Origin of the sequence: Rhizobium etli 8C-3 (genome assembly GCF_001908375.1) — a bacterium.
Taxonomy (GTDB): Bacteria; Pseudomonadota; Alphaproteobacteria; order Rhizobiales; family Rhizobiaceae; genus Rhizobium; species Rhizobium etli_B.
This window is the reverse complement of the sequence record NZ_CP017244.1, coordinates 1,472,917-1,497,143: the sequence shown is the minus strand read 5'-3', so window position 1 is coordinate 1,497,143 and position 24,227 is coordinate 1,472,917. Positions and strand designations below refer to the sequence as shown.

Sequence of the window (24,227 nt, the reverse complement as noted above, 5' to 3'; positions counted from 1 at the left end):
TAAGGCGGGCTTGGAGGAAGCATGGTTAGCGTTACAATCGACGGACAAGCGCTCGAGGTCGAGGCTGGCTCCACGGTGCTCATGGCGGCCGAGCGTTTGGGAATCGCGATTCCGACCTTCTGTTACTGGAAGCGGCTGCCGCCGCTGGCCTCCTGCCGCATGTGCCTGGTGGAGATTGACGGGTTGCGGCGGCTGCAGCCGTCTTGCGCCACCACCGTCACCGAAGGCATGGTCGTGCGGACGAATACGCCGATGATCGACGAAACACGGTCTTCGATGCTCGACATGCTGCTTGCGAACCACCCACTCGACTGCCCGATCTGCGACAAGGGCGGCGAATGCGAGCTTCAGGACATGGTGATGGCATACGGGCCCCGCAAAAGCGAGTTCCACGACCCCAAGCGCGTATTCCACTCCGAAGATCTCCGTCTCAGCCCGGTCGTCATCATGAACGTCAATCGCTGCATCCAGTGCCAGCGTTGCGTGCGGATGTGTGAGGAGGTGGTCGGCGCGGTCGCACTTGGCACAGTCGAAAAAGGCATGGATACGGCCGTCACCGGGTTCGAGGGTAGCCTTGCGAGTTGCGATCAGTGCGGCAATTGCATCGAGGTCTGCCCGGTCGGCGCTCTGATGAGCTTTCCCTACCGTTACAAGGCGCGGCCCTGGGATCTGGTAGAGACCGACACGGTCTGCCCGCATTGCGGCACCGGTTGCCAACTGACGGTGGGCACACGCAAGGGAGAGTTTATGCGGGTGCGCTCGAAATGGGACGAAGGGGTCAACCACGAAACGCTTTGCGTGCGGGGACGCTTCGGTCTCGATTTCGTCTCGGGCAGGGACCGGATCGAGCGGCCGATGATCCGTCGCAATGGCGCTCTGGCTCCGGTTTCCTGGGACGAAGCGGCGGACTATCTGGGCCGGCGGCTTTCGGCTGTCGAGGACAAGGCCGCAGCGGGGCTGGCCTCGCCGCGCCTGCCCAACGAGGTGCTCTATCAGTTCCAGAAGCTGATGCGGACGGTATTCCGGACCAACAACATTGATTGCTCGTCGCGCTGGTCCGTACCCTTCGATACGCTCGGGCCATTACTGGCAGCCTTCTACAGCCGCGCACCACTGGACGAGGTGATCGCCAACGACTGCGTGTTTGTCGTCGGCGGCAACGTGACCGAGGAGAACCCGGTCACCGAATACCTGCTGCGGGACGGCGCCCGACGGCGGCAGACCGCATTGCTCATGCTTTCGGCGCGGCCCTCCCGTCTGGAGGCCGATGCCTGCGCTGTGGTTCGCGTGCCGCCGGGCGGAGAAACGGCCGCTCTTGCGGCGGTTGTTGCCGGGCTCGTGGCGGCGGCAGGTCACGCCTTGCCGGGCGAGGCTTTGGCGGACATCGAAGCGACGGTCGGCAGGCCGCCGGTCGATACCGGTCGCGACGGACCCAGTCGTCTGGCCAGCGCGCTCAAGGAAAGCCGAAGCGTCTCTGTGCTTGTCAGCGTCGAGCTCTTGAGAGCATCCGCAGCGCGCCAGACGCTGCAGCAGCTCAACAACCTACTGCAGGTTCTGCGCCTGCTCGGCAAGGGCCCGGCAATGCAGTTCCTCTTTGACCGTGCCAACCAGCTGGGCGCCTGGGACATGGGAGTTTTGCCTGCTGATTTGCCGGGATCGTGGACGCTCAGCCATGATACGGCCCGTACAACCCTTGCACGGAACTGGCGGACCGAAATCGCCCCTCAATCCGGCGCGGGACTCGACGCCATTCTGGAGCTCTGCCTCGGTGGCGGGATGGGCGCGCTCTACCTTGCCGGAGCAGACCCCCTGATCGCCTACCCCGACAGGGATTTCGTCATGCGGGCGCTTGGCGCCGCCGATCTCCTGATCGTGCAGGATACCTTCCTAACCGATACGGCAGGACTGGCCGAGGTAGTTCTGCCCGCGGCAGGCTACGGCGAGGAATCGGGGACCTTCACCAACAACGAGGGTCGGATCCAGAAGATCCGCAAATTTCGCGAACCCGCCTTCGAGGCAAGAGGCAATCTGGCGATTTTCGACTTCGTCGCAGCGCTGCGCAGCAAGATGCTGCAGCCTTCGACGGAAGGCGGAATATTCGACGAGATCGCCCGGCAGGTTCCGGCCTATCAGGGATTGACGCAGGATGGGCTTGGCGCTGACGGCGCGTTCACCAAGGCGGTCCCGTTCCAACCGTCTGGTGCGTTTTTCGCGCCGCCGTTGGTTGCTCAAACAGCCGGCGGACTCATGCTGATTACCGGCAACTGCCTGTTCCACAACGGATATCTTTCCGAACGCTCGGAGATCCTGAATACCGTCGCTGACGACCCCTATGTCGAGATGAGCGCGCAGGATGCCGCCCAACTTGGTTTTTCGCATGGCGATCAGGTGGTCGTGCGATCGGCTCTGGGAGAATTGACGGCGAAGCTCAAGGTCAACCGGCGCTTTCCCAAGGGCCTCGTATTCATCCCTGAAAACTATAGGGCCCTACGCCTCAACAGACTGATGCGTCGAGGTGTATATCCATGTCCGGTCGAGGTCTACAAACTCAAAACGTCCGTCGCCCCTCTCACCGGTTCTACGTCGAGCCCTGAGGATCGACACCAAGGCATGGGCGGTGACTTGCCCGACGACCCTCAATCGCACCTTGGTCAGTGATATCTGGTTCCGCAGATGTAATCCTGCAGATCCTGCTCCGTGCGCTGCGCTTCGTCGAGCCTGTGTTTGACCACATCGCCGATGCTGACCACGCCGACGACATTGTCCCCATCCATGACCAGGACATGACGCGTACGCCGCCGTGTCATGATACCCATCGCGACCGGCAGCAAATCCCGGGTGGAACAGGTTGCTACATTGCGGTTCATGATGTCGGCGGCTCGCATCATCGCCGCCGCGGCCCCGTATTCGGCAATGGCATTGCAGCAGTCCCGTTCCGACAAGCTACCAAGGTATTCGCCGTCTGACTGGCCGACGACGACGAAGCCTATATTGTTTTCGCGAAACAGCCTCAGGACTTCCACCATCGTCTGATCGCGATCGACCGCGATGACACCGACACCCTTGTTCTTCATGATTTCGCCGACAAACATCTGAGCCTCCTTTGCGAGCGCATTGTTTGACAGCTGGCGCGTCTTCACGTTCGCCGTATATTCCGCCACCAGTTGTAGCCCTGCGTCTCTTTGGTTTCGACGAGCACATCCTTCTCCGTGTTCAGGCGCGCGGCAACTACGCCGCCACCGGTTGCCGCCTTGCCCGGTTTGTCGAGCAGATCGTCGCGCCCGATCACCAAGTCGCGCGAGGAAAAGCTCGAAAACTCGTATTGTTGGCCAAGCGCGATCGCGTCTGCCGGACAGGCGTCCTCGCATAGCCCGCAAAATAGGCAGCGGGCCGTGTCGATCTCGAATTTTGCCGGGTGCCGGTTGCCCTTCTCGTCCTCGTAGGGGATGACTTCGATGCAGTCACAGGGACAAATTCGGGCGCAGAGTTCGCAGGCCACGCATTTGATCTCGCCCAGTTCGTCGCGCTTCAAGAAGTGATGCCCGCGGTAGCGCGGGTAAGGCAACCATTTTTCCTTGTCCGGATATTGCATGGTGACGGATCTGGCGAACATGTAGCCGAAAGTCACAGCCAAGGCTCTCGCCAGATCGGCGAAGAATGCCCAGCCGATCCATGTCCCAATTCTGTCTTGCGCGCGCGACATCATCGCCCCGCTTCAGAGCCACCGCGGCCCCTAAGAAAAAACAATTCCGGTAATGATTATGTTCGCCATCGATAAAGGAAGCAAGACTTTCCATCCGATCGCCATCAGTTGGTCGTAGCGGTAGCGGGGGAAAGTGAAACGGAACCAGATAAACAAATAGACGAAGAAAGCGACCTTCAGCAGAAACCAAAGCAGCGGTGGCAAGGGGATCAGCACGCCGTTCCAGCCGCCGAAGAACAGGATCACCACCAGCACCGACACCAGCAAGACGACGGCATATTCACTGATCATGAAAAACGCAAAGCGGATACCGCTGTATTCGGTATGGAATCCAGCCCCCAGATCACCTTCCGCTTCCGAAAGGTCGAAGGGAATGCGCTGAGCCTCGGCCAGTCCGGCAACGAAGAACACCAGGAAGCCGATCGGTTGGTAAACGATATTCCAGACATCGGCCTGCGCCCGTACGATTTCGAGCAGGCTCATGGATTGCGCCAACATGACCACGCCAATGACCGCAAACCCCATCGGAATCTCATAGCTGATCATCTGCGCGCAAGTCCTGAGACTGCCCAGAACAGCGTATTTGCTGTTGGCGGCCCATCCGCCGAAGATGACCCCATAGACCTCAATGCCGATGACGGCGAACACGAAAAGCAGTGCCACATTCATGTTGGAGACGTAGAGCGTGATCTCGGCACCCAACACCGAGACGGTTTCGCCGAACGGGATCGCGACAAACACCACGAATGGTGGGGCGAGCGCCAGGATTGGTGCCAGCTTGAACAGAAAACGGTCGGCCTCGTCTGGGATGTGGTCTTCCTTGGTCAAAAGCTTGATTCCGTCCGCCACTGGCTGCAGCAGCCCGTGCCAGCCGACGCGCATTGGCCCCAACCGCTGCTGGATGTGCCCGGCGATCTTGCGTTCCAGCCAGGTCAGCGGCAAGGGCAGCAGTAGCAGGATCGCGATCAGAAATGCGACCTTGAAGATGATCAGACCGAGGGCGACGATAAGGTCCATGATCGGCGGCTACTTATTCATCGGTTGAAACGCGCGACCGGACTTTGGCCCGGGCTTTGAACTGAGGACTTGCGCAGTTATCTGCTTGATAAGGTACAGCGGCGACGCGCCACTTGCAAAGCGGAAATCAAGTCTGCCTCAAGATGGCAGGAACTGCTTTGAACAGGATTTTCTGTAAACGACCAAGGTCGATGACAGGCAGAGTTTTTCAGGTCCGGCCTTTTGCGAGGGAACGGAAACTGGCTGGAATCGAGGCGAACAAATCTGTCGCTGGAATTTCAAAAAGATCGGAATGACGAGAAGCCTTTAAACCGGGCCTACGGCCTACTGCGCTGGTGGACCGGCAATCCCTGAAAGTCCTTGAGCGTTGCGAGTACGATCGACGTCTTGACGTGCTGAACGCTGTCGTGCGGCAGGAGCACGTCGTTGACGAAGCGGGAAAGTCCGGCAAGATCAGGCGTCACGACCTTGAGGTGATAATCCATTTCGCCGGTCAGGGCATAACACTCCAGCACCTCCGGCAGGTCCGCAATCAGAGCTGCGAAGCGCTTGGCGTTGTCGCGGTTGTGGGTGGCAAGGGTTACGGCGATGACGACCATGAGGTCGAGCCCCAGCCTGCCGCGATCGAGCACGGCACGATAGCCGTGGATAAAACCCTCGGCCTCAAGCCGTGCCCTGCGGCGCGAACATTGCGATGGCGAGAGCGCGATCAGTTCGGAGAGCTCGTTGTTGGTCAGGCGGCCGTCGCCTTGCAACTGGGCAAGGATCTTCAGGTCATATCTGTCGATCTGTTCCATTTGTGCGCGTTCTCCCATCTTTATGCATGAAACGTGTATTGATTTGCCAAAACGGCGCATGAATGCAAGCACTATGCGTGAGAATCCCGTCATAATGTCTCCAGGATCCTGTTTTGGAGGAGAGAATGATGGGCCCTTATCCGCACGACGCGCCGCCGACAGGCATCACTGCCGACAATCCGGCCGGCACTGACGGTTTCGAATTTGTCGAATTCGCCCATCCGGAGCCGGAAAAACTGCGCGAGCTTTTTATGCGCATGGGCTACAGTTGCGTCGCCAAGCACCGGACAAAGGACGTTACCGTCTGGCGCCAGGGCGACATCAACTATCTGCTCAATGCCGAGCCTTCCACCCACGCCATGCGCTTTGTCGCCGAACACGGCCCGTGTGCGCCCTCGATGGCCTGGCGTGTCGCCGACGCAAAACATGCCTTCGACCACGCGGTTTCAAAAGGCGCGACGCCCTATGAAAGCAAGGACAAAGCCCTCGATATCCCGGCCGTCGTCGGCATCGGTGGCTCGCTGCTCTATTTTGTCGAAACTTACGGAGAGAAGGGCTCGCCCTATGATGCAGAGTTCGAATGGCTGGGTGAACGCGACCCGAAGCCGAAAGGCGTTGGCTTTTACTACCTCGATCATCTGACCCACAATGTCTATCGCGGCAATATGGACAAGTGGTGGGATTTCTATCGCGAGCTCTTCGGTTTCCGCCAGATCCATTTCTTCAATATCGACGGCCGCATTACCGGGCTGGTGAGCCGGGCGATTACATCTCCTTGCGGCAAGATTCGTATCCCGCTGAACGAGTCGAAGGACGATACCAGCCAGATCGAGGAATATCTGCGCAAGTACAAGGGCGAGGGCATTCAGCATATCGCCGTTGGTACGGAGGCAATCTATGACGCGACGGACAAACTCGCCGAAAACGGCCTGAAATTCATGCCCGGGCCGCCCGATACCTATTACGAACTCTCGCATGAGCGCGTGCACGGCCATGAGGAGCCGATCGAGCGGATGAAAGAACATGGCATTTTGATCGACGGAGAAGGCGTCTTGGATGGCGGCACGACCCGCATCCTGCTGCAGATTTTCTCGCGAACAGTCATCGGACCGATTTTCTTTGAGTTCATTCAGCGCAAGGGCGACGAAGGCTTCGGCGAAGGGAACTTCCGCGCTTTGTTCGAATCGATCGAGGCTGATCAGATCCGGCGCGGTGCGCTGCGCCCGACGGCTGCCGAATAACCAGAACAGCTGTTGACAAGGTCAGGAGCGGCGATTGACCGATCGCCGCTTTTGCATCTGTGCTGTTTGTCGAAAGATTATATCATGCCGGCGAGGATGCCGAGGCCTGCTGCAGCGGCAAAACCGCCGGCAAGGCGTGTGACGATGAAGCCTCTGCGTTCGCCGATGCGGCCGATCCCGCAGCCAAGCCCTAGCCCGACAGCGTGTAGAAGAGCGGTCGCGATCAAAAAACCTCCTCCATAAGCAGCGCCCGCCGCATGTTCCGGCATTTCGGTGCCGTGGGCATGGCCATGGAAGGTCGCAAACAGCCCCACCACGGCCATCGCAATGGCTGCTGGAGCCTTGACGTTGAACGCAACGATCGCGCCGAGAAGGGCGACCGATAACGCGATACCTGCCTCAACAAAGGGGATATCGATACCCACAACACCGACAGCGCCGCCGACGGCCATAATAAGCAGGAAGGTTGTCGGGACAAGCCAGGTTGCGCGACCGCCAAGCTGATAGGCAAAGACGCCAACCATGATCATCGCAAGGACATGGTCGATACCCGATATGGGATGGGTGAATCCATGCACGAACCCTGCTGCTTCGCCGGCGGCTGGATGGGCATAGGCGGCGGCCGGAAACGCTGTTGCGACCAATGCGAAAAGGCCGCTCTTAGATGCTGATTTCATTAATCAATTCCCCATTGAGTTGCAGAATGTCGTTGCCGGCGCCGGGATCCGTAAGCACGGTGATAACGGTCGGGCAATGCTATGGGAAAGAGGCGGGAAAGGTCAACGAAAAAAATCTCGAATGTGACTGTATTTCAATAGTTTATCTGTCGTGTACTTGCGGCATGTGCAATTGCCTGTCAACCGTCGCTCATCGCCTCGCAGGACGCGTCGATTCCCGCAAGTTGAGCTCGACGGGCCATAATTCATGAATATCCGAAACCGAGCGTCCCGCTAAAAGTTGCAAGGTCAAGTCGGCGCATCTTGCGCCTGCTGCTCTCATCGATGATCGGCTTGCCGAAAGTGAGGGTGCCATGTTCTCCGCCGTCAGGTAGGGAAAAACGTCGTCATGGGCGATGACGGAGACGTCCTCGCCGATAGCGAGGCCGAGAGAACGCACGGCGCGATAGACGCCGAGTGCTGTCATCATCGAACCGGCCACGATGGCCGTCGGCGGATTAGAACTTTCCAGAAAAAAACGGGCATGCCTGAAGCCGAGCTCGTCGGTGAAGGTGTCGTGGGCGATCAGCTGAGTGTCCTGCTCAACAGCCCGCCCCTCGAATGCCTTACGGAAGCCGATATCACGGTCAATGGAGTAGGTCAGTCCTTTGCGGCCGTTGATCATCGCGATTCTGCGGTGGCCGAGGTCGAGAAGATGCTCCGTCGACCGCCTTATTGCCCCTTCATTGTCGATGTCCAGCCATGCATGGGGAACGGCGATATCGGATCGCCCGTGCACGAAGAAAGGAATTCCGAGCCTGTCCAGAAGCTCGATGCGCGGGTCGTTCGGTTTCGGAGAGTGGACGATAATTGCATCGACGCGCCGGCTTTCGGCAAGCCGTCTATAGGTCTGCATCTCCTCGTTAAGATCGCGATCGGCCATCGGGATCACCAGGATGTCAGTATCCTCCGAGGCCAGTCTCTCCGCCATGCCGGCCATGAATTCGGCGAAGTGGAATTCACCGGAGCGTCCCATAATGACCCCGATCGCGCCAACGCGGCCGGTCTTCAGCCGGACGGCGTTGACGTCAGGCCGGTAGCCAAGCCTCAGGGCTTCGGCAACGACACGTGCGCGGGTCGTTTCGCTTACCTCCGGATAGCCGCTCAGCGCTCGGCTTACAGTTGTCGGCGATAGACCGACTTGTTTTGCGAATTCCTTGAGCTTCATTCGAACACGTTTGGTTGGATCCTGGCGGATCAATGACCGATTGTTGAACGCTCGGCAATCTCGTCTACCACTGGCCGCGGGTATTTGAAATCGTTTTCAATAATTTTGATGCCATGAACAGGAACAATCAATTGCCAGGTCGGTCGAAGAGAATACTTTAAATGATTGATATAGCGACATAAAAACAAGAATATTGGAGCTTGTGGATCTCCGGGATCTCGCCCTTGACGGTTGAAAAAACTTTTGCGATGTTCCGTTTAACCAAATCGATTTCAATTATTTCATCTGGCAATGGGAGGATTGACATGAAATATCGTTTGATGGCCGCCGTTTCGGCGGTGGGTATGATCTCCACCTTGAATCTTGCAACTGCGGCCGAGCTTTCCTTCGCGGCGAATTCGACGGGAAAGAACCTCGAGTTCTTCCGCAAGCAATTTGCCGTCTTCGAAGAGAAGACGGGCCACAAGGTCAATATCGTGAGCATGCCATCGTCGAGTTCTGAACAGTTCTCGCAGTACCGTCTTTGGCTTGCCGCCGGCAACAAGGACGTCGATGTCTATCAGACCGACGTCATCTGGGCACCGCAGCTTGCCGATCAGTTCGTGGATCTGAAGGAGGCTGCCAAGGACGTCGTCGAGCAGTTCTTTCCCTCGATCATCGCATCGCAGACGGTCAACGACCGTCTCGTGGCGCTGCCGATGTATACCGATGCGCCGGCGCTGTATTATCGTCGGGACCTGCTTGAGAAATACGGCAAGCAGTCGCCTAAGACGTGGGACGAGCTTGCCGGAACTGCCAAGGAGATCCAGGAAAAGGAACGCGCGGCCGGTCAAAAGGACATGTGGGGCTTCGTTTTCCAGGGCAATTCCTATGAGGGCCTCACATGCAATGCGCTGGAATGGGTGAAATCCTCCGGCGGCGGACAGATCGTCGAGCCGGACGGCACGATCTCGATCAACAATGAAAAGGCAGCAGCGGCAATCGACCGTGCCAAGGGCTGGGTCGGCACCATCTCGCCGCCAGGCGTGCTCGCTTATCAGGAAGAGGAGTCACGCGGCGTCTGGCAGACCGGGAATGCCGTCTTCATGCGCAACTGGCCCTATGCCTATTCGCTCGGCAATGGCGCTGATAGCGCGGTGAAGGGCAAGTTCGAGGTAACGACGCTTCCCGTCGCTGCGCTCGGCGACAAGCCGTCTTCAGCGCTCGGCGGCTGGAATCTCGCAGTTTCGAAATATTCAGACGAGCAGCAGGCGGCAATTGAGCTCGTCAAGTTCCTGGCCTCGAAAGACGTCCAAAAGGCACGTGCCATCGAACTTTCCAATCTGCCGACCCTGGTGGCGCTTTACGACGACAAGGATGTCGCTGCCGCGCAGCCTTTCATGCCGGAGTGGAAGCCGATCTTCCAGGATGCCGTGCCGCGTCCTTCGGCGACAGCCAAGGTGAAGTACAACGAAGTGTCGTCGAGGTTTTGGACGGCAGTACACAACACGCTGTCCGGCAACGGAACTGCGGCCGAGAACCTTGAGCTTCTCGAGGCTGACCTGACGACGCTTAAAGGCGATAGCTGGTGATGAACGGGACCGGCGGCCGACCAGCCGCCGGTCCGTCCACAGATGTCTCAAGCACGGATTGCCTTTCATGAGCGAAATCACAGTTTCACAAGCGCTCAAACCGCCAGCCTCCGCTTTGAGGTCAACGAGCGAATTACGCTTCGAGCGTGTCAGGTCGGCATGGCTGTTTCTGGCGCCGACGCTCTTTATATTGGCTGTGGTGGCCGGGTGGCCGCTGTTCAGAACAATTTATTTCAGCTTCACGAACGCGTCGCTGACCGATCTTGGCAATGCGCAATTCATCGGTTTTGGCAATTATCTGTCCTGGGTCACGCTGAAGAGCGGGCGAACCATCTATCGTGGGCTCCTTGCCGATCCCGTCTGGTGGAGCGCCGTCTGGAACACCGCCAAATTCACGCTCGTTTCGGTCATGACCGAGACGGCCCTTGGCCTTATCGTTGCGCTGGTCCTGAACGCACAGTTTGCCGGGCGCGGCATTGTACGCGCTGCAATCCTTATTCCCTGGGCAATTCCGACAATCGTTTCGGCAAAAATGTGGGCCTGGATGCTCAACGACCAGTTCGGCATTTTGAACGATATCCTCCTTGGCGTCGGCCTCATCAGCGAAAAGATCGCCTGGACTGCCAATCCGGAAACGGCAATGATTGCGGTTCTGATCGTCGACGTCTGGAAGACGACGCCCTTCATGGCGCTTCTGATCCTTGCCGGACTGCAGATGGTACCTGGCGACATCTACGAGGCCGCCAGGATAGACGGGGTCAATCCTGTCAAGGTCTTCTGGCGGCTGACGCTGCCGCTGATCCGGCCGGCCATTATGGTCGCCGTGATCTTCCGGATGCTGGATGCGATGCGCATATTTGATCTGATTTATGTGCTGACGCCCAACAATGCCCAGACCAAGACCATGTCGGTCATGGCGCGTGAGAACCTGTTCGACTTTGACAAGTTCGCCTATGGCGCCACCGCTTCGACGGTTCTCTTCCTCATCATCGCGTCCGTCACCGTACTCTACATCTGGTTCGGGCGCGTCAAACTCGGTGGGGAGGAACGTTGATGCTCTTGCAGCTCACGAAGAACACGCTTCTCTACCTGCTCGTCGCAGTGATCGTCCTTCTTGCCGTTTTCCCCTTCTACTACGCGATCCTCACGAGTCTCAAAACCGGCACGGCGCTTTTCGAAGTCAATTACTGGCCGCGTTCGATTTCATTCGGAAATTACACATCGGTGATGAACCAGGGCGGTTTCGTCCGAAGCCTTGGAAATTCCATAATGATTGCCTTGATCGTGGTTGCCGCGTCGCTGCTGCTTGCAATCACCGCATCATTCGCCCTGGCGCGAGTGAATTTCCGCGGCCGGGCGCTGCTGATGCTGACGATCCTTTCAGTGTCGATGTTCCCGCAGATCGCAGTGCTTGCAGGCCTTTTCGAGCTCATTCGGTGGATCGGCATCTTCAACACGCCTTTCGCGCTGATTTTTTCGTACATGATCTTCACGCTGCCGTTCACCGTGTGGGTACTGACGACCTTCATGCGCGACCTGCCGATCGAGATCGAGGAGGCCGCCATCGTCGACGGTGCTTCGCCTTGGGTCATCATCACCCAGGTCTTCATGCCGCTCATGTGGCCGGCGCTCGTGACAACCGGCCTGCTTGCCTTCATCACCGCATGGAACGAATTCCTCTTCGCGCTGACCTTCACATCATCGAATGCGCAGCGCACCGTGCCGGTTGCCATTGCGCTGCTTTCGGGCGGCAGTCAATTTGAAATTCCTTGGGGCAACATCATGGCGGCGTCGGTCATCGTCACCGTGCCAGTTGTTGTCCTCGTCTTGATATTCCAGCGCCGGATCATCTCGGGACTGACCGCCGGCGGCGTTAAGGGTTGAGGGAGCAGACAGTGGCACAGATCCGCCTAGATAATATCCGCAAGAGCTTCGGTGCCTTCGAGGTCATCAAGGGCGTGACGATGGACATCCGCCGCGGCGAGTTCATGGTCTTCGTCGGCCCCTCCGGATGCGGCAAATCCACGCTGCTGCGTCTCATCTCGGGCCTTGAGGACATTACGTCCGGCACGCTCTCCTTCGACGATCAGGTGGTAAACCAGCGTGCGCCGTCGAAGCGAGGGATCGCCATGGTGTTCCAGTCCTACGCGCTCTATCCACATATGACGGTTTTCGACAATATGGCCTTCGGCATGAAGCTTGCCGGACGGACGAAGGATGAATGCCGGCAGAGGGTCGAACAAGCCGCCGGCATGCTGCAGCTATCGCCCTACCTGGACCGTCTGCCGCGTCAGCTATCGGGCGGGCAGCGTCAGCGCGTCGCGATCGGCCGGGCGATCGTTCGCGATCCCAAGGTCTTCCTCTTCGATGAGCCGCTGTCCAACCTAGACGCCGCCTTGCGCGTTGCGACAAGGCTGGAGATTGCCAAGCTGCACCGCAGCATGCACAACACGACGATGATCTATGTGACACACGACCAGGTCGAGGCCATGACGCTTGCCGACCGTATCTGCGTGTTGAGGGACGGCCTTGTCGAACAGATCGGCACGCCACTTGAGCTTTACGAGAGCCCGAATTCGATCTTCGTTGCCGGCTTCATTGGATCGCCGAAGATGAATTTCCTGTCCGGAGCCCTGGCGCAGCCCTATAATACCCATACGATTGGCGTGCGTGCGGAACATATCCGGATCACGCCGCAACCGGCAGTCTGGAACGGAACCGTCATTCATTCGGAGATCCTCGGCTCCGACAGCTTTGTCTATCTGGACATCGGTGCAGATGAGCCGCTGATCGTGCGCGAGACCGGCGTTTGCGGCCATGAGCCGGGCCAGAAGCTCGGGGTTGCGCCAGCTGCCGGCCACATACACCGTTTTGATCAATCTGGCCGCGCGCTCGAAAAGCCATCCATGCGGGCTGCCTGACTGTCCACCAAGGATCGATCCACCTCCCAGGCTCGGTCCTTTTCACATCGCAAGGAGTAACCACCGTGCCTATTCGCACCATTGTCTGGGGTGAAAACATCCATGAGAACACCAATGCCGTCGTCAGGGAAATTTACCCCGAAGGCATGCACACCACGATCGCCGCTGCGCTGAACAGCGACCCGGCGATCAGCGCGACGACCGCGACGCTGCAGGAGCCGGAGCACGGTCTTTCGCAAGCGCGGCTTGCCCAAACCGATGTCCTCACCTGGTGGGGCCACAAGGATCATGGCGCAGTCTCCGACGAAGTGGTCGAACGCGTCGCCAAGCGGGTCTGGGAAGGCATGGGCCTGCTGGTGCTTCATTCCGGGCATTTTTCGAAGATCTTCAAGCGGCTGATGGGAACACCCTGCGCGCTGAAATGGCGCGAGGCGGGCGAACGCGAGCGGCTGTGGACCATCAATCCGCGTCATCCGATCACTGCTGGCCTCGAAGAGAACTTCGTCCTGGAAAACGAGGAGATGTACGGCGAACAGTTTTCGGTTCCCGAGCCGCTGGAAACAGTGTTCATCTCCTGGTTCCAGGGCGGGGAGGTGTTCCGGTCCGGGATGACCTGGCGGCGTGGGGCGGGCAACATCTTCTATTTCCGCCCCGGTCACGAGACCTATCCCACCTATCACGACCCCAATATCCGCAAGGTGCTGATCAACGCTGTCAAATGGGCTCATAATCCGCAGGGCGACCTAAAGACCATCACCGATGCCCCGAACGTTCCGGTGGAGAAGGCGCACGAACCGATTGTGGAGCGCGGCCCGAAACTGCATCAGGCCGGCGAAGCCGGTTACCGCTGAGGGGGCAAGGGATGAGGCTTCTTGTTCTTGGTACAGGCTCGATGGCAAAGAGCCAGGTCAGTCATTTCAAATCGATTGATGGCGTCGAGGTCGTCGGCGCCGTCGACACCGATCCGGCACGACTTGCCGAATTCGCCGATCATTTCAACATCGAGAAACGTTTCCTGGCGCTTGAGGAAGCAATTGCCTGGGGAGATTTCGATGCGGCCACCAATGTGACGCCGGATCGAATCCATCATCCGACGACCATGGCGCTGATTGCTGCCGGCAAGCACGTTTTTTGCGAAAAGCCGCTGGCCGAAAACTACGCTGACGCTCTGGAGATGACGACTGCCGCCGAAACGGCCGGAGTGATCAACATGGTCAACCTCACCTATCGCAACGTCGCGCCGCTGCAGCGCGCCCGCGAGATGGTGCTTGCCGGCGAGCTCGGCACCATCAAGCATGTCGAAGCATCCTATCTGCAGAGCTGGCTGGTGTCGCGGGCCTGGGGGGACTGGCGCACGGAATCGCGCTGGCTCTGGCGGCTTTCGACCGGTCACGGTTCGAACGGTGTGCTCGGCGATGTCGGCATCCATATCCTCGACTTCGCCGCCTATGGCGCGGCAACCGACATCGACCACGTCTTTGCGCGGCTCAAGACCTTCAACAAGGCGCCAGGCGGCCAGATCGGCGAGTATCTGCTCGATGCCAACGACAGCTTCACGATGTCTGTCGACTTCGCCAATGGTGCGCTCGGCGTCATTCACGCGACCCGCTGGGCGACGGGTCATCTCAATGAGCTGAAGCTTCGCATCTACGGTGAACGGGGCAGCCTCGAGGTCATTCACCGGCCGAACGGCTCGCAGCTGCGCGGCTGCCTTGGCGAAAACATCGAGACGGCGAGCTGGGCCGACATCGAGGTCGCTCCGGTGCCAACCAACTACCAGCGTTTTGTCGAAGCGGTCGCCACCGGCAAGCAGCTTGATCCGAACTTCCGTCATGCCGCCAACCTGCAGAAGGTCATCGATCTCGCGATCGTCTCGGAAAAGGAGCGCCGTGAGCTCAATCTGCTGTCGGAGGAGGTCGGCATGACGCCCGGAGGAGAAGGCGCCGGCAACGTGGAGGTGCTGCCGATCGCGGTTTGAGCGCTTGCCGCACAAAGTCCCATGCGGCCGGTGCAGAGCCGCATGGCCGGACGTGGAAGTCCCGCCTTGGTGAATCATGAGCGAGGGCCGGGCGCAAGCAGAAGGAGGCAACAATGAAGCTGATCATACTTGGCACTGGCTGGTGGGCGAACACCCATGCCACGAGTTTCTCTGAGATTGCAGACGTGGAAATCGTCGCGGCCGTCGATAGTGATGATGTGCGCCTGCGTGCCTTTGCCGCCCGGCACAATATTCCGCTCACCTTCAATTCACTGGAGGATGCGCTTGCCTGGGGTGAATTCGACGCAGCGACCAATGTCACGCCAGACCGCGTCCACTATGCCACGACCTTATCCCTGCTTAGAGCCGGCAAACATGTCTTTTGCGAAAAGCCGCTGGCGGAGAATTTCGCCCAGGCCGCGGAAATGGCCGACGCTGCCGAGCGGTCGAAGCAGATGACGATGGTGAACCTAACCTATCGCAATGTCGCTCCGCTGCAGAAGGCTCGGCAAATGGTGCTGAACGGCGACATCGGTCAGATCCGGCACTTCGAGGCTTCCTACCTTCAGAGCTGGCTTGTATCGAAGGCCTGGGGCGACTGGGCGACGCAGCCGCAATGGCTCTGGCGTCTGTCGAGCAGGCATGGGTCGAACGGCGTTCTCGGGGACATCGGCATTCATATTCTCGATTTCGTGGTCTACGGGGCTGGAAGCGATATCAAGACCGCGGCTGCGCAACTGAAGACCTTCGAAAAGGTGCCGGGTAACAGGATTGGCGAGTACGAGCTCGACGCCAACGACAGCTTCGTGATGATGGCCGAGCTGCAGAATGGCGCTCTGGGCGTCATCCATGCCAGCCGCTGGGCGACCGGGCACCTGAACGAACTGCGCCTGCGGGTCCACGGCGACAGGGGGGCAATCGAAGTCACCGACACGCCGAACGGCGCGACGCTTAGAATCTGTACCGGGGCGGATGCTGACAAGGCCATCTGGCGGCGGGTGCAGGTCGAACCCGTTGCGACGAACTTCGAGCGGTTCGCCCAGGCCGTCAGGACTGGCGTCGGGCAGGAGCCGTCCTTCCGGCATGCCGCCAATCTGCAAGAGGTCATCGACCACGCTCGCACCTCGGCCGAAGACCTGTCCCCGCGGGTTACCGCCTCTCAAAGCGGACAATAGCACATGGAAGCTGCCGGAAAGCGTCGTCGTTAGAAGGTTTCGTTCACGTCGCCGAACTGCTGACGGCGGTCTCTTCCAGAGCCTCATCCGGAATATCGTCGAAGGAGGCATAGTTCAGATTGTAGAGCCGCGAATAGAGTTTACCGTTCGTTATCAGCTGCCGGTGGTTGCCGCTTTCGATGAGCTCTCCATTTTGCAAGACGATGATACGGTCGGCCTCCCGGATCGTTGCCAACCGGTGGGCGATGACGAGGCCGGTGCGGTTTTCGAGAAGCTTAACCAGCGCCTTCTGGATCAGCATTTCCGTGTAGCTGTCGATATTGGCCGTCGCTTCATCGAGCACCAGGATCTTTGCATCGGCAACGAGCGCACGAGCGAAACTGAGCAGCTGCCGCTGGCCGAGCGACAGGTTGCCGCCGCGCTCGCCGAGCACGCTGTCGTAACCTTCGGGCAGGCGCATGATGAAGTCGTGGGCACCTACTGCCCTGGCGGCTTCGGTAACCTGTTCGCGCGTCGCCTCTGTCTTGTGATAGCGAATGTTGTCGAAGACGGTACCGGTGAAAAGGAAAGGTTCCTGCAATACCATGGCGATTTGCTCGCCGAGTGAATCCTGCGTCAACTGGCGTACATCATGGCCTGCGACCAATACCTGCCCCTGCTGCACATCGTAAAACCGGTGGATCAACGACATACAGCTCGATTTGCCCGAGCCGGTCGGGCCGACGATGGCGACCGTTTCGCCCGGATTCACCTTGAAGCTCACCTGCTTCAGCACCGGGTGCTTCGGATTGTAGCCGAAGACGACGTTGCGGAATTCGACTGAACCGTCCATGTCTTTCGAAAGTGCCGTGGCGTTCGGTGCATCCTTGATCTCCACCGGAACATCGAGAACCTCCGTCAATCTCTGACCCGAAGCCATGGCGCGCTGCATGACGGAATATTGTAGCGTCAGCGAGCGTATCGGATCGAAAAAACGCTGGATGTAGAAGAGGAAGGCAACGAGCACCCCGACATCGAGCGCCTGGTTCAGCACGCGCGCCCCGCCGACGACGATAACGAGAGCCATTGCCACGCCGGTCAAGGAATCAACGATCGGTACCATCACCTGTGCATAGCGGGCAGCCGTCAGATGCGTCTTGAGGTTCGCGTGCGCCTTGTCGTCATAGAGCGTGAAATTGACGCCCTGGCGATCCATGCTTTGCACGGCACGGACGCCATGGATTGCCTCGGCAAGCGCACCAGCTGCAACGGAGTTCGTCTCGTGCGCCGCCATGAAGGACTTGCGCGCCAGCGGCAGCCAGAAGAGACGGACGACGAAGAGGACAGGCAGGACGGAGAGTGTCAAAAGACCAAGCCTGAAGTCGAGATAGAGCATCACGAAAACGATGCCGAAGAGCAGGGTGATATCGCCGACGGAAAGCACCGAGGTCTCGAGAAATTCCTGCATGGAGTTCACGTCGCCCTGAAGACGCGACATCAACCGTCCGACCTCCGTCTTGTCCATGAAGGAAAGCGATACCCGCTGGAGATGGGAGAACATCGCCTTGCGAATGTCGAAGAGCACCTCCTCGGCGACGTTGCCGACGAGCGTCTCCTGGGCGTAGCTCGCCGCATAATTGATCAGGATCGCAATCGCAAAAGCGATGATCGAATAAATGAGGGCGGAGCGATCCCCGCCCGGCTGCATGCCGTGGTCGATTGCGTAGCGGATGATCAGGGGAATCAACAGCTGCATTGCCGTGAAGGTGAGCACGGCGACGAGCGACCACATGACTTGCGTGCGGTACGGCTCGACAAAGGCCCAGATGCGCTTGACGATGTTGCCGTCGAACGCCTTTCCGAACATTTCCTCTTCGATGCGGTGCGAGCCGACCACCGCCCGCGGCGGCCGGCGTCCGTCCTCGCGAACGTCGGAACGTTCGGTTTCCAGTTCCTCGGCCATAAAGTCCTCCCTGCGCCGGTTTCTTACGCGCTCAAAGCGTCGTCGCCCGGCCGCACCTGCAAGTCGTAAAGTGCCTTGTACCGGCCGCCGGCGGCCAGCAACTCCTCATGCGTGCCGCGCTCGATGATTGAGCCGTCCTCGACGAAGAGGATCTGGTCTGCATGCATCAGCGAACTCAGCCGATGGGCGACGATGATCGTCACGCGGTCAGCGGCATATTTGCGCATGGCGGCGCGGATGCGTTGTTCGGTGGCAGCGTCGATGGCAGCCGTCGAATCGTCAAACACCATCACCGCCGGCCTCAGCATCAGCGCGCGCGCGATCGAAAGGCGCTGGCGTTGGCCGCCCGACAGCGAAACGCCGCGTTCGCCCACCACCGTTCCGTAGCCTGTCGGCAGGCCGAGAACATAGTTGTGCAGTTGCGCACTCTCGCTGGCCCGCTCGATCCGCGGCTCCTTTGCCCACGGGTCGCCATAGGCGATATTGTTTTCGATTGTGGTCGTGAACAGGAAGGAATCCTGCTGCACGACGGCAACTGCACGGCGAAGCGATTGCAGTGTCGCCTTGCGGATGTCCTGCCCGTCGATCATGATCCTGCCCTTCGTCACGTCATAAAAGCGCGGGATCAAATGGGCGATCGTCGATTTGCCGCTGCCTGGCGGGCCGACGATGCCGACCGTTTCGCCACGCCGGGCCTCGAAGGAAATGCCGCGAAGCACCTGATGCATGTCCGAGCCTGGATAAGCGAAGTCGACATTCTCGAAACGAAGCGTGCCATCGGATACCTTCAGCTCCTTTGCATCCGGGGCATTGCGGATGGCGATCTCCAGGTCGAGGAGATTGAAAAGGCGCGTGCCGCATGTCGATGCCCGGGCAAAGGCGTTGACCATCAGGCCGAGTTGGCGCACCGGCATTTGCAGGATGGTCATGAACGTCAAGAACGAGGCGAGCGTGCCGACGGTGATGTCGCCGGCCATTACCTTTTCTCCTCCGAACCACAGCACCAGGCCCATTGCAGCAAAGAAGGAAAAGGTCATGGCGCTGGTATTGGCAACACGAATACCGACACGCTGGTGCGCAAGCGTCAGCGCGCTCTTCGAAGCCTTTTCGAACTTGGTGAGCTCATGGTCTTGAGCAGCGAAGGCACGGACGACACGGATGCCGCCGAGATTTTCCTCCATGATGCGGGTCAGCACCGAAAGCCGTTCCTGCAGATCGAGCCATGTGGCACGCAGCCGCAGCTGCGTCACTGAGGAACGCCAGCCGACGAAAGGCACGAAGCTCAGAGCCAGCAGGCCAAGAACCACATCGGTCGAGATCAGCATGTACGCACCGATCCCGATCAGCATCGAAAGCAGGAAGACGCGCACAAGCGCTGTCGAGAAATACATTCGCACGCCTTCGAGATCGAGCAGTCCGACAGTGATCAGGTCGCCCGAATGAACCGTGTCGTGAAAGCTGAAGGAGAGCCGCTGGATCTTCTCGTAACAGGCAAGCCGCAGCTCGTAGCCCATATGGTGGCCGACGCTTTCGCTGTAATAGTTCTGAACCATCGTGAAGACGCCGCGGAGCACGCTGGCACCGAGTAAAAGCAGCGCCGTCGCAAGCAGCGCCTCCTGCGCCAACTGGCCGGCCGCTCCGCCGGTCAATGCAACCTGCGTTTGGTCGACCGCCTGGCCGAGCAGGCGCGGTATCAGCAGCTGGAACGTGGATGCTACGAGGGTTGCACCGATGGCGAAACCGGCTTGCCAAGGGTGACGAAAGGCCATGACGGTAATGCGGACCAGCGTATAAAGGCCCTTGCCCCAGCCTGCCGCACTCACAAGCGCAAGCGAAGCTGAAGGCTTCGTCGCGCGTATCGACGCATCGCTGCTCACGGTATTGATTCCAGATAGACGTAGGGTTCGGACGCTGACCCGAAAAGACGGCGATTCCATGAAGGGATTGATTAGCGTGCTCAGTTTTGCCGATTCTACCTGAGCGTTCAAGTAAAGAATTCACCATTTGGTTATTTTCTCGTGAGCGAGACGATCGCAACCGCCCCCTCAGCTCGGTCCCAATTGAGGTGAGCGCCGCAGCATCAAAGGCTTCTTCATGATCCTTTCTGCGGACGTGACGAAACAGGACATCAATAGGACGGCGCAAACCGAAGCGCAGAACAATAAGCCGACGGACCCCGGCGAGACTGGCGGCAGCACTGTCGATAGCGATTGGACGATCGAGGCGCCGAACGTGTAATGATTAAGGTAGAGTGCGTAACTCAGGCTTCCGAGATATCGGAATATCGTGCGCTGCCGATGGGTAAACCCGGCTTCGAATGCGTCCGCATGCATGATGCAAAAAACCATAAAGGCTGTGGCCGTCAGCCACACCGCAACGGTCCCGGTGCCGATGCCCCATAACATGTCCCTGCCGACGAATATCTCGACAATGCACATCAGGCCTGCCGGCAGCAGGGCGCCGATCGCATTTTTGGAGCGATGGCTGCGCAGGTGAGCCCACAGCAACATTCCCAAAGCGAAGAAAACGCCGTAGCGCATGAGGAAGACCTTCGATGGGAAGCGCGATAGCGTCGCAAATAGCTCCTTGTCGAATAGAAAGGCTACAGACCATACCACGAGATAGACCGAGCTTCCGGCGCAAATGATCTTCGCCAGGTTTTCCAGGGAAAGACGCGGCGCAAAGATGATCGTGATTGCGACTGTCAGGTAGAACGCAGCCTCGACCACCAGCGACCATACGACGCCGTCGATATATGGTCCGACCGGCGAAAGGACCGAGGAACGGACGAGGGGAGCGATAAGAGACCCAATGTCTTGGCCTGCAAGCGATAAGGTGGCAAAGCCGATCACGCTGGAAATCCACAACGCCGGCAGGATGCGAAGGGCGCGCAGGTGAATAAAACGCAGGGCGCCTTGCATGCCCCTGGCGCTTTCTGCGCTCATGGAGATCACAAGGCCGGAAATCACGAAAAAGATCTCAACGCCAACGCTGCCAACGCCATCGAATGGCCAGAGGAAGGCGAAGACCGGCCCGCTAGTCTGCGGAAGCTGGAAGCTCGCAAAGTGGAATAGCAGAACCAATGCAGCAGCATAAATTCTGACTATATCTACCACATAATAATGTGTCGCAGGTTTATTTTCAGTCATACTCTCATCCAAAAGGAGTATATTTCCCGGATAATTTTCGAGTATTTGTTTCTTTGTCGTATTACTATTAATATAATTCCGTTGTCCACCCAAATTGCGCGTGGATGCAAACTTTTTATCTTGGATCACGGTGCCGACGGCGAGAGGTTGCAGCATGATTTACGGATTATCGAGGCCCATCACGGCGATACTGGCCATTGCCGCATTGGCGTTTTTCTTGCTGACGGCTGGAACTTGCGAGCTTTTGGCCTCGACCGATAGGCAAGGACCTGCCTTCAAGGACATCGCCTACGGAAGCGACGCCCGCAACAGGATGGACATCTATAAACCGCCCGGTGCCGGTCCGTTTCCGGCGATCATCTATGTCCATGGTGGCGGATGGTGGAATGGTGACAAGCAGTATCTGGCGGCCAACGCCAGGAACTACATGCTGTCGAAGGGCGTCGCGGTCGTTGCGATCAACTATCGCAATTTGGTCGAGGCAAAACGCGACCGGATATTCCCGCCTGTGCTGGCGGCGCTTGAGGATACCAGATCGGCCTACGGATACCTCATGAAGAATGGCCCGAGCCTCGGGATTGATAATACAAGGCTTGCCATATACGGCGCTTCGGCAGGCGGCTTCAATGCGCTCTGGCTGGCCTTGTCGATCGATGAGGACGGGTCGATAAAGGCGATCAAGGCGGTTGGCGGCATCGATGCGCAAACCACGATCGATCCCTTTGAGATGCGCGATTGGGTCGGTCCATCCATCAATTACGGTGGCCATGCCTTTGGCCTGCCCGAAGCAGATTTCCAATCCTTCCTGGCGCAGAGAGATAAGTTCCTAAATTACATCTCGGCGATGTCGCCCTCCTACCTCGTTCGGGCAGACTCGCCGCCGATCGTACTTCTCTATTCGGGGGGGCTGCAGGATCAGTCGAGCGATCACATGGCACTCGTTCACAGCCCGAAATTCGGCGCAGAATTTCAAAAGACCGCCGAAAGGAACGGCCATGCCGTGACCCTTCTGGAGGGGGCAGAGCGTATTCCGGCGCGCTACAGCGATTTCTTCAATTTCCTGATCGACCGCATCGTGAAATAGCCGCCCGTCCGAAGACGCGTCTTAGACAAGGAGGCGCGGTCGGAAAGACGAATCCCTCTTTTGTTTCAGTGCTCTGGCTGATCCGTCCGCAGTCATGGCGAACAAAACGCTTGCCACTTTCTCATTTTAGGGTTTTCATACACGACCAGTTTTATAGACTATGACGGCGGCAATGTTCCCTCGTTTCTGCCGAGCTCAACACTTCAACGAGCGGCAAGCATTTTAGACGGCCGCACGAACCAAACCAACGCAGGTGCGTGTTGTCCTGCGTTGAAAACCTCGATCGAGACGCGATGCGGGCTGATTCCGCAAGGGAGTTGAGATGACGGTTCAGGGTCTTTTTGCTTCGAAATTAAAGACGACGGCACGGGTTTCGCCTGTCCCGCGTATCGCAATCGTCGGTCGGGGCTTTTCCGGCATGATGAGCGCAATCGCCTTGATGAAGACGGTGCGGATGCCGTTTCATCTCCAACTTTTCGATCCGAATTCCTCGGTCAGCGGAGGCCAGGCACTGTCGTCGACGCGCGCTTCGACAATCCTCAACACCCGCGTGCGCGATCTTTCGGTGTCGCTCGGCGACGCCGACGATTTCAATGACTGGCTCTGTGGCAACACGCAATTTAGGGCTACCGTGCGTGCTGCGATCCCGGGTTTCCGCCAGATCTTCGTTCCGAAGGCACTCTTCAGCGACTACGTCTATCAGCGCTTTTCACAAGCGCTCGCAGCCCGCAAGGATATCACCGTACAGGTCTGCCATGAGCCGGTCGCAGCAATTCGCAAAAGCCAAGCGAACCGTTTTCTGCTCGAAAGCGCCCATCCAGCCAATCCGCTCTTCGATACCGTCGTGCTGGCCACCGGCTACGGGCTTTGCGAGCGCGAGCCCGAGCCGGAGGCGGAGGATCGGTCGCCGGTGCGCGCGAAGCGTCTCGTTACCCGACCGCATGCAGTTCTCCTTGGAAGCGGCATCCGTGTGGTCGACCAGTTGCTGCAACTGCGCGATAGCGGTTACGATGGGCAGATCACGGTTGTCTCCAAGCATGGGTTCCTGCCACAGAGCCATACACCGAACTCCGCCGATCCTGTTTTCCCGGCCGAGGCGTTGCCGCAAAAGCTGCCCGAGATCGTCCGCTTCATCCGCAAGGCCTGCCGCGAGGCAGAAGAAGAGGGCCGCAGCTGGCAATCGGTGATGAACGGTCTGCGCAGACATGCCCGCTCTCTCTGGCGATCGCTGCCGGCTGCTCAGAAACGCCAGTTCAACCGGCATCTGCGCGCCATCTACGACAGCCACCGCAACCGCCTGCCAGAAGCGATATATCTGCGCTTGAAACGCGAGCTTGCCGAAGGCAATACGGTCCTTCGTCGAGGTACGGCCGGGCGGCGGGGACTCAGTGGCATCTTTTTCAGGCCGGCTGGATCGGATGTCGAGGAAGTCATCTATGCGGAACGTGTTTTCGACTGCCGCTGCAACGCACCTGATGTGGCGATGCCTTTGATGCAGAGCCTGATCGGCTCCGGTCTTGCAATGCCTGACGAGCTTTCGCTGGGGCTTGCCGTCGATCAGCGCGGCCAGCTCTGCCTGGAGGACGGATCGACGGTGAACGGCCTCTTCGCCGTCGGTCCGCTCGGCCTTGGCAGCCTGCCGGATATCGATCTGGTCCCCGAAATCGTCACCCAGGCCTACGCGGCGGCGGAGAAGATCGGAGAGCAGTTCTATCCTCAAAGCAGAGCGGTTTGAATTTTTCGGACCTTTGCGGGAACCATTTCA

20 protein-coding genes are annotated in these 24,227 nt (G+C 58.8%); 11 read left to right on the top strand and 9 right to left on the bottom strand.

Annotation, left to right across the window (positions count from 1 at the left end; genetic code table 11):
* The first annotated feature begins 21 nt into the window (after positions 1–21).
* Positions 22–2,658 carry an NADH-quinone oxidoreductase subunit NuoG gene (nuoG, locus tag AM571_RS32025; protein ID WP_074064958.1) on the top strand — a complete coding sequence of 879 codons (2,637 nt, stop codon included), beginning with the start codon at positions 22–24 and terminating at the stop codon, positions 2,656–2,658.
* On the opposite strand, the gene AM571_RS32020 is transcribed toward nuoG, so the two are convergent.
* The 4 genes from AM571_RS32020 to AM571_RS32005 all read right to left on the bottom strand — a co-directional run bounded on the left by AM571_RS32020 (position 2,652) and on the right by AM571_RS32005 (position 5,517).
* Complete coding sequence (locus AM571_RS32020) at positions 2,652–3,092, bottom strand: CBS domain-containing protein (protein WP_074065703.1); 441 nt, start codon at positions 3,090–3,092, stop codon at positions 2,652–2,654. The two genes, nuoG and AM571_RS32020, sit on opposite strands and share 7 nt — an antisense overlap.
* Before the next feature lie 44 nt (positions 3,093–3,136).
* Entirely contained in the window at positions 3,137–3,703 is a 567-nt protein-coding gene (locus AM571_RS32015) for an NADH-quinone oxidoreductase subunit I (RefSeq protein ID WP_074065702.1), read from the bottom strand.
* Positions 3,704–3,733: 30 nt separating this feature from the next.
* Positions 3,734–4,720: an NADH-quinone oxidoreductase subunit NuoH gene (gene nuoH, locus AM571_RS32010; protein WP_074064957.1), complete on the bottom strand. Its 987-nt coding sequence runs from the start codon at positions 4,718–4,720 to the stop codon at positions 3,734–3,736.
* 317 nt (positions 4,721–5,037) lie between these two features.
* Positions 5,038–5,517 carry an Lrp/AsnC family transcriptional regulator gene (locus AM571_RS32005; RefSeq protein ID WP_074064956.1) on the bottom strand — a complete coding sequence of 160 codons (480 nt, stop codon included), beginning with the start codon at positions 5,515–5,517 and terminating at the stop codon, positions 5,038–5,040.
* Positions 5,518–5,645: 128 nt separating this feature from the next.
* On the opposite strand from AM571_RS32005, the gene hppD reads away from it, so the two are divergent.
* Positions 5,646–6,758: a 4-hydroxyphenylpyruvate dioxygenase gene (hppD, locus tag AM571_RS32000; protein WP_074064955.1), complete on the top strand. Its 1,113-nt coding sequence runs from the start codon at positions 5,646–5,648 to the stop codon at positions 6,756–6,758.
* A 77-nt stretch (positions 6,759–6,835) separates the two neighbouring features.
* Here the strand turns inward: hppD and AM571_RS31995 are convergent, their stop codons facing one another.
* Both AM571_RS31995 and AM571_RS31990 read right to left on the bottom strand, forming a co-directional pair.
* Entirely contained in the window at positions 6,836–7,435 is a 600-nt protein-coding gene (locus AM571_RS31995; RefSeq protein WP_074064954.1) for a HupE/UreJ family protein, read from the bottom strand.
* A gap of 190 nt (positions 7,436–7,625) precedes the next feature.
* A complete protein-coding gene (locus tag AM571_RS31990) occupies positions 7,626–8,642 on the bottom strand; it encodes a substrate-binding domain-containing protein (protein WP_074064953.1) in 1,017 nt (338 codons plus the stop codon).
* 320 nt (positions 8,643–8,962) lie between these two features.
* Between AM571_RS31990 and AM571_RS31985 the strand changes: the two genes are divergently transcribed.
* From AM571_RS31985 to AM571_RS31955, 7 genes are all read left to right on the top strand, one after another.
* Positions 8,963–10,213 (top strand): ABC transporter substrate-binding protein, encoded by a 1,251-nt coding sequence (locus AM571_RS31985; RefSeq protein WP_420493407.1) that lies wholly within the window; start codon positions 8,963–8,965, stop codon positions 10,211–10,213.
* 67 nt (positions 10,214–10,280) lie between these two features.
* Positions 10,281–11,267 (top strand): carbohydrate ABC transporter permease, encoded by a 987-nt coding sequence (locus tag AM571_RS31980; protein WP_074064951.1) that lies wholly within the window; start codon positions 10,281–10,283, stop codon positions 11,265–11,267.
* A complete protein-coding gene (locus tag AM571_RS31975; protein ID WP_074064950.1) occupies positions 11,267–12,097 on the top strand; it encodes a carbohydrate ABC transporter permease in 831 nt (276 codons plus the stop codon). Before AM571_RS31980 ends, AM571_RS31975 begins: the two co-directional genes overlap by 1 nt.
* A gap of 11 nt (positions 12,098–12,108) precedes the next feature.
* Positions 12,109–13,134: an ABC transporter ATP-binding protein gene (locus AM571_RS31970; RefSeq protein WP_074064949.1), complete on the top strand. Its 1,026-nt coding sequence runs from the start codon at positions 12,109–12,111 to the stop codon at positions 13,132–13,134.
* 65 nt (positions 13,135–13,199) lie between these two features.
* Positions 13,200–13,985: a ThuA domain-containing protein gene (locus tag AM571_RS31965; protein WP_074064948.1), complete on the top strand. Its 786-nt coding sequence runs from the start codon at positions 13,200–13,202 to the stop codon at positions 13,983–13,985.
* An 11-nt stretch (positions 13,986–13,996) separates the two neighbouring features.
* Positions 13,997–15,112: a Gfo/Idh/MocA family protein gene (locus tag AM571_RS31960; RefSeq protein WP_074064947.1), complete on the top strand. Its 1,116-nt coding sequence runs from the start codon at positions 13,997–13,999 to the stop codon at positions 15,110–15,112.
* A gap of 113 nt (positions 15,113–15,225) precedes the next feature.
* Positions 15,226–16,287 carry a Gfo/Idh/MocA family protein gene (locus tag AM571_RS31955; RefSeq protein ID WP_074064946.1) on the top strand — a complete coding sequence of 354 codons (1,062 nt, stop codon included), beginning with the start codon at positions 15,226–15,228 and terminating at the stop codon, positions 16,285–16,287.
* A gap of 43 nt (positions 16,288–16,330) precedes the next feature.
* Here the strand turns inward: AM571_RS31955 and AM571_RS31950 are convergent, their stop codons facing one another.
* From AM571_RS31950 to AM571_RS31940, 3 genes are all read right to left on the bottom strand, one after another.
* Positions 16,331–18,229 carry an ABC transporter ATP-binding protein gene (locus AM571_RS31950; protein WP_074064945.1) on the bottom strand — a complete coding sequence of 633 codons (1,899 nt, stop codon included), beginning with the start codon at positions 18,227–18,229 and terminating at the stop codon, positions 16,331–16,333.
* 23 nt (positions 18,230–18,252) lie between these two features.
* Positions 18,253–20,106, bottom strand: a complete 1,854-nt coding sequence (locus AM571_RS31945) for an ABC transporter ATP-binding protein (protein WP_074064944.1) — start codon at positions 20,104–20,106, stop codon at positions 18,253–18,255.
* Positions 20,107–20,274: 168 nt separating this feature from the next.
* On the bottom strand, positions 20,275–21,534 hold the full coding sequence (locus tag AM571_RS31940; RefSeq protein WP_081377257.1) for an acyltransferase family protein: 1,260 nt from the start codon (positions 21,532–21,534) through the stop codon (positions 20,275–20,277).
* Between AM571_RS31940 and AM571_RS31935 the strand changes: the two genes are divergently transcribed.
* Entirely contained in the window at positions 21,533–22,462 is a 930-nt protein-coding gene (locus AM571_RS31935) for an alpha/beta hydrolase (protein ID WP_074064942.1), read from the top strand. The two genes, AM571_RS31940 and AM571_RS31935, sit on opposite strands and share 2 nt — an antisense overlap.
* Before the next feature lie 322 nt (positions 22,463–22,784).
* Entirely contained in the window at positions 22,785–24,197 is a 1,413-nt protein-coding gene (locus AM571_RS31930; RefSeq protein WP_074064941.1) for an FAD/NAD(P)-binding protein, read from the top strand.
* The last annotated feature ends 30 nt before the right edge of the window (positions 24,198–24,227 follow it).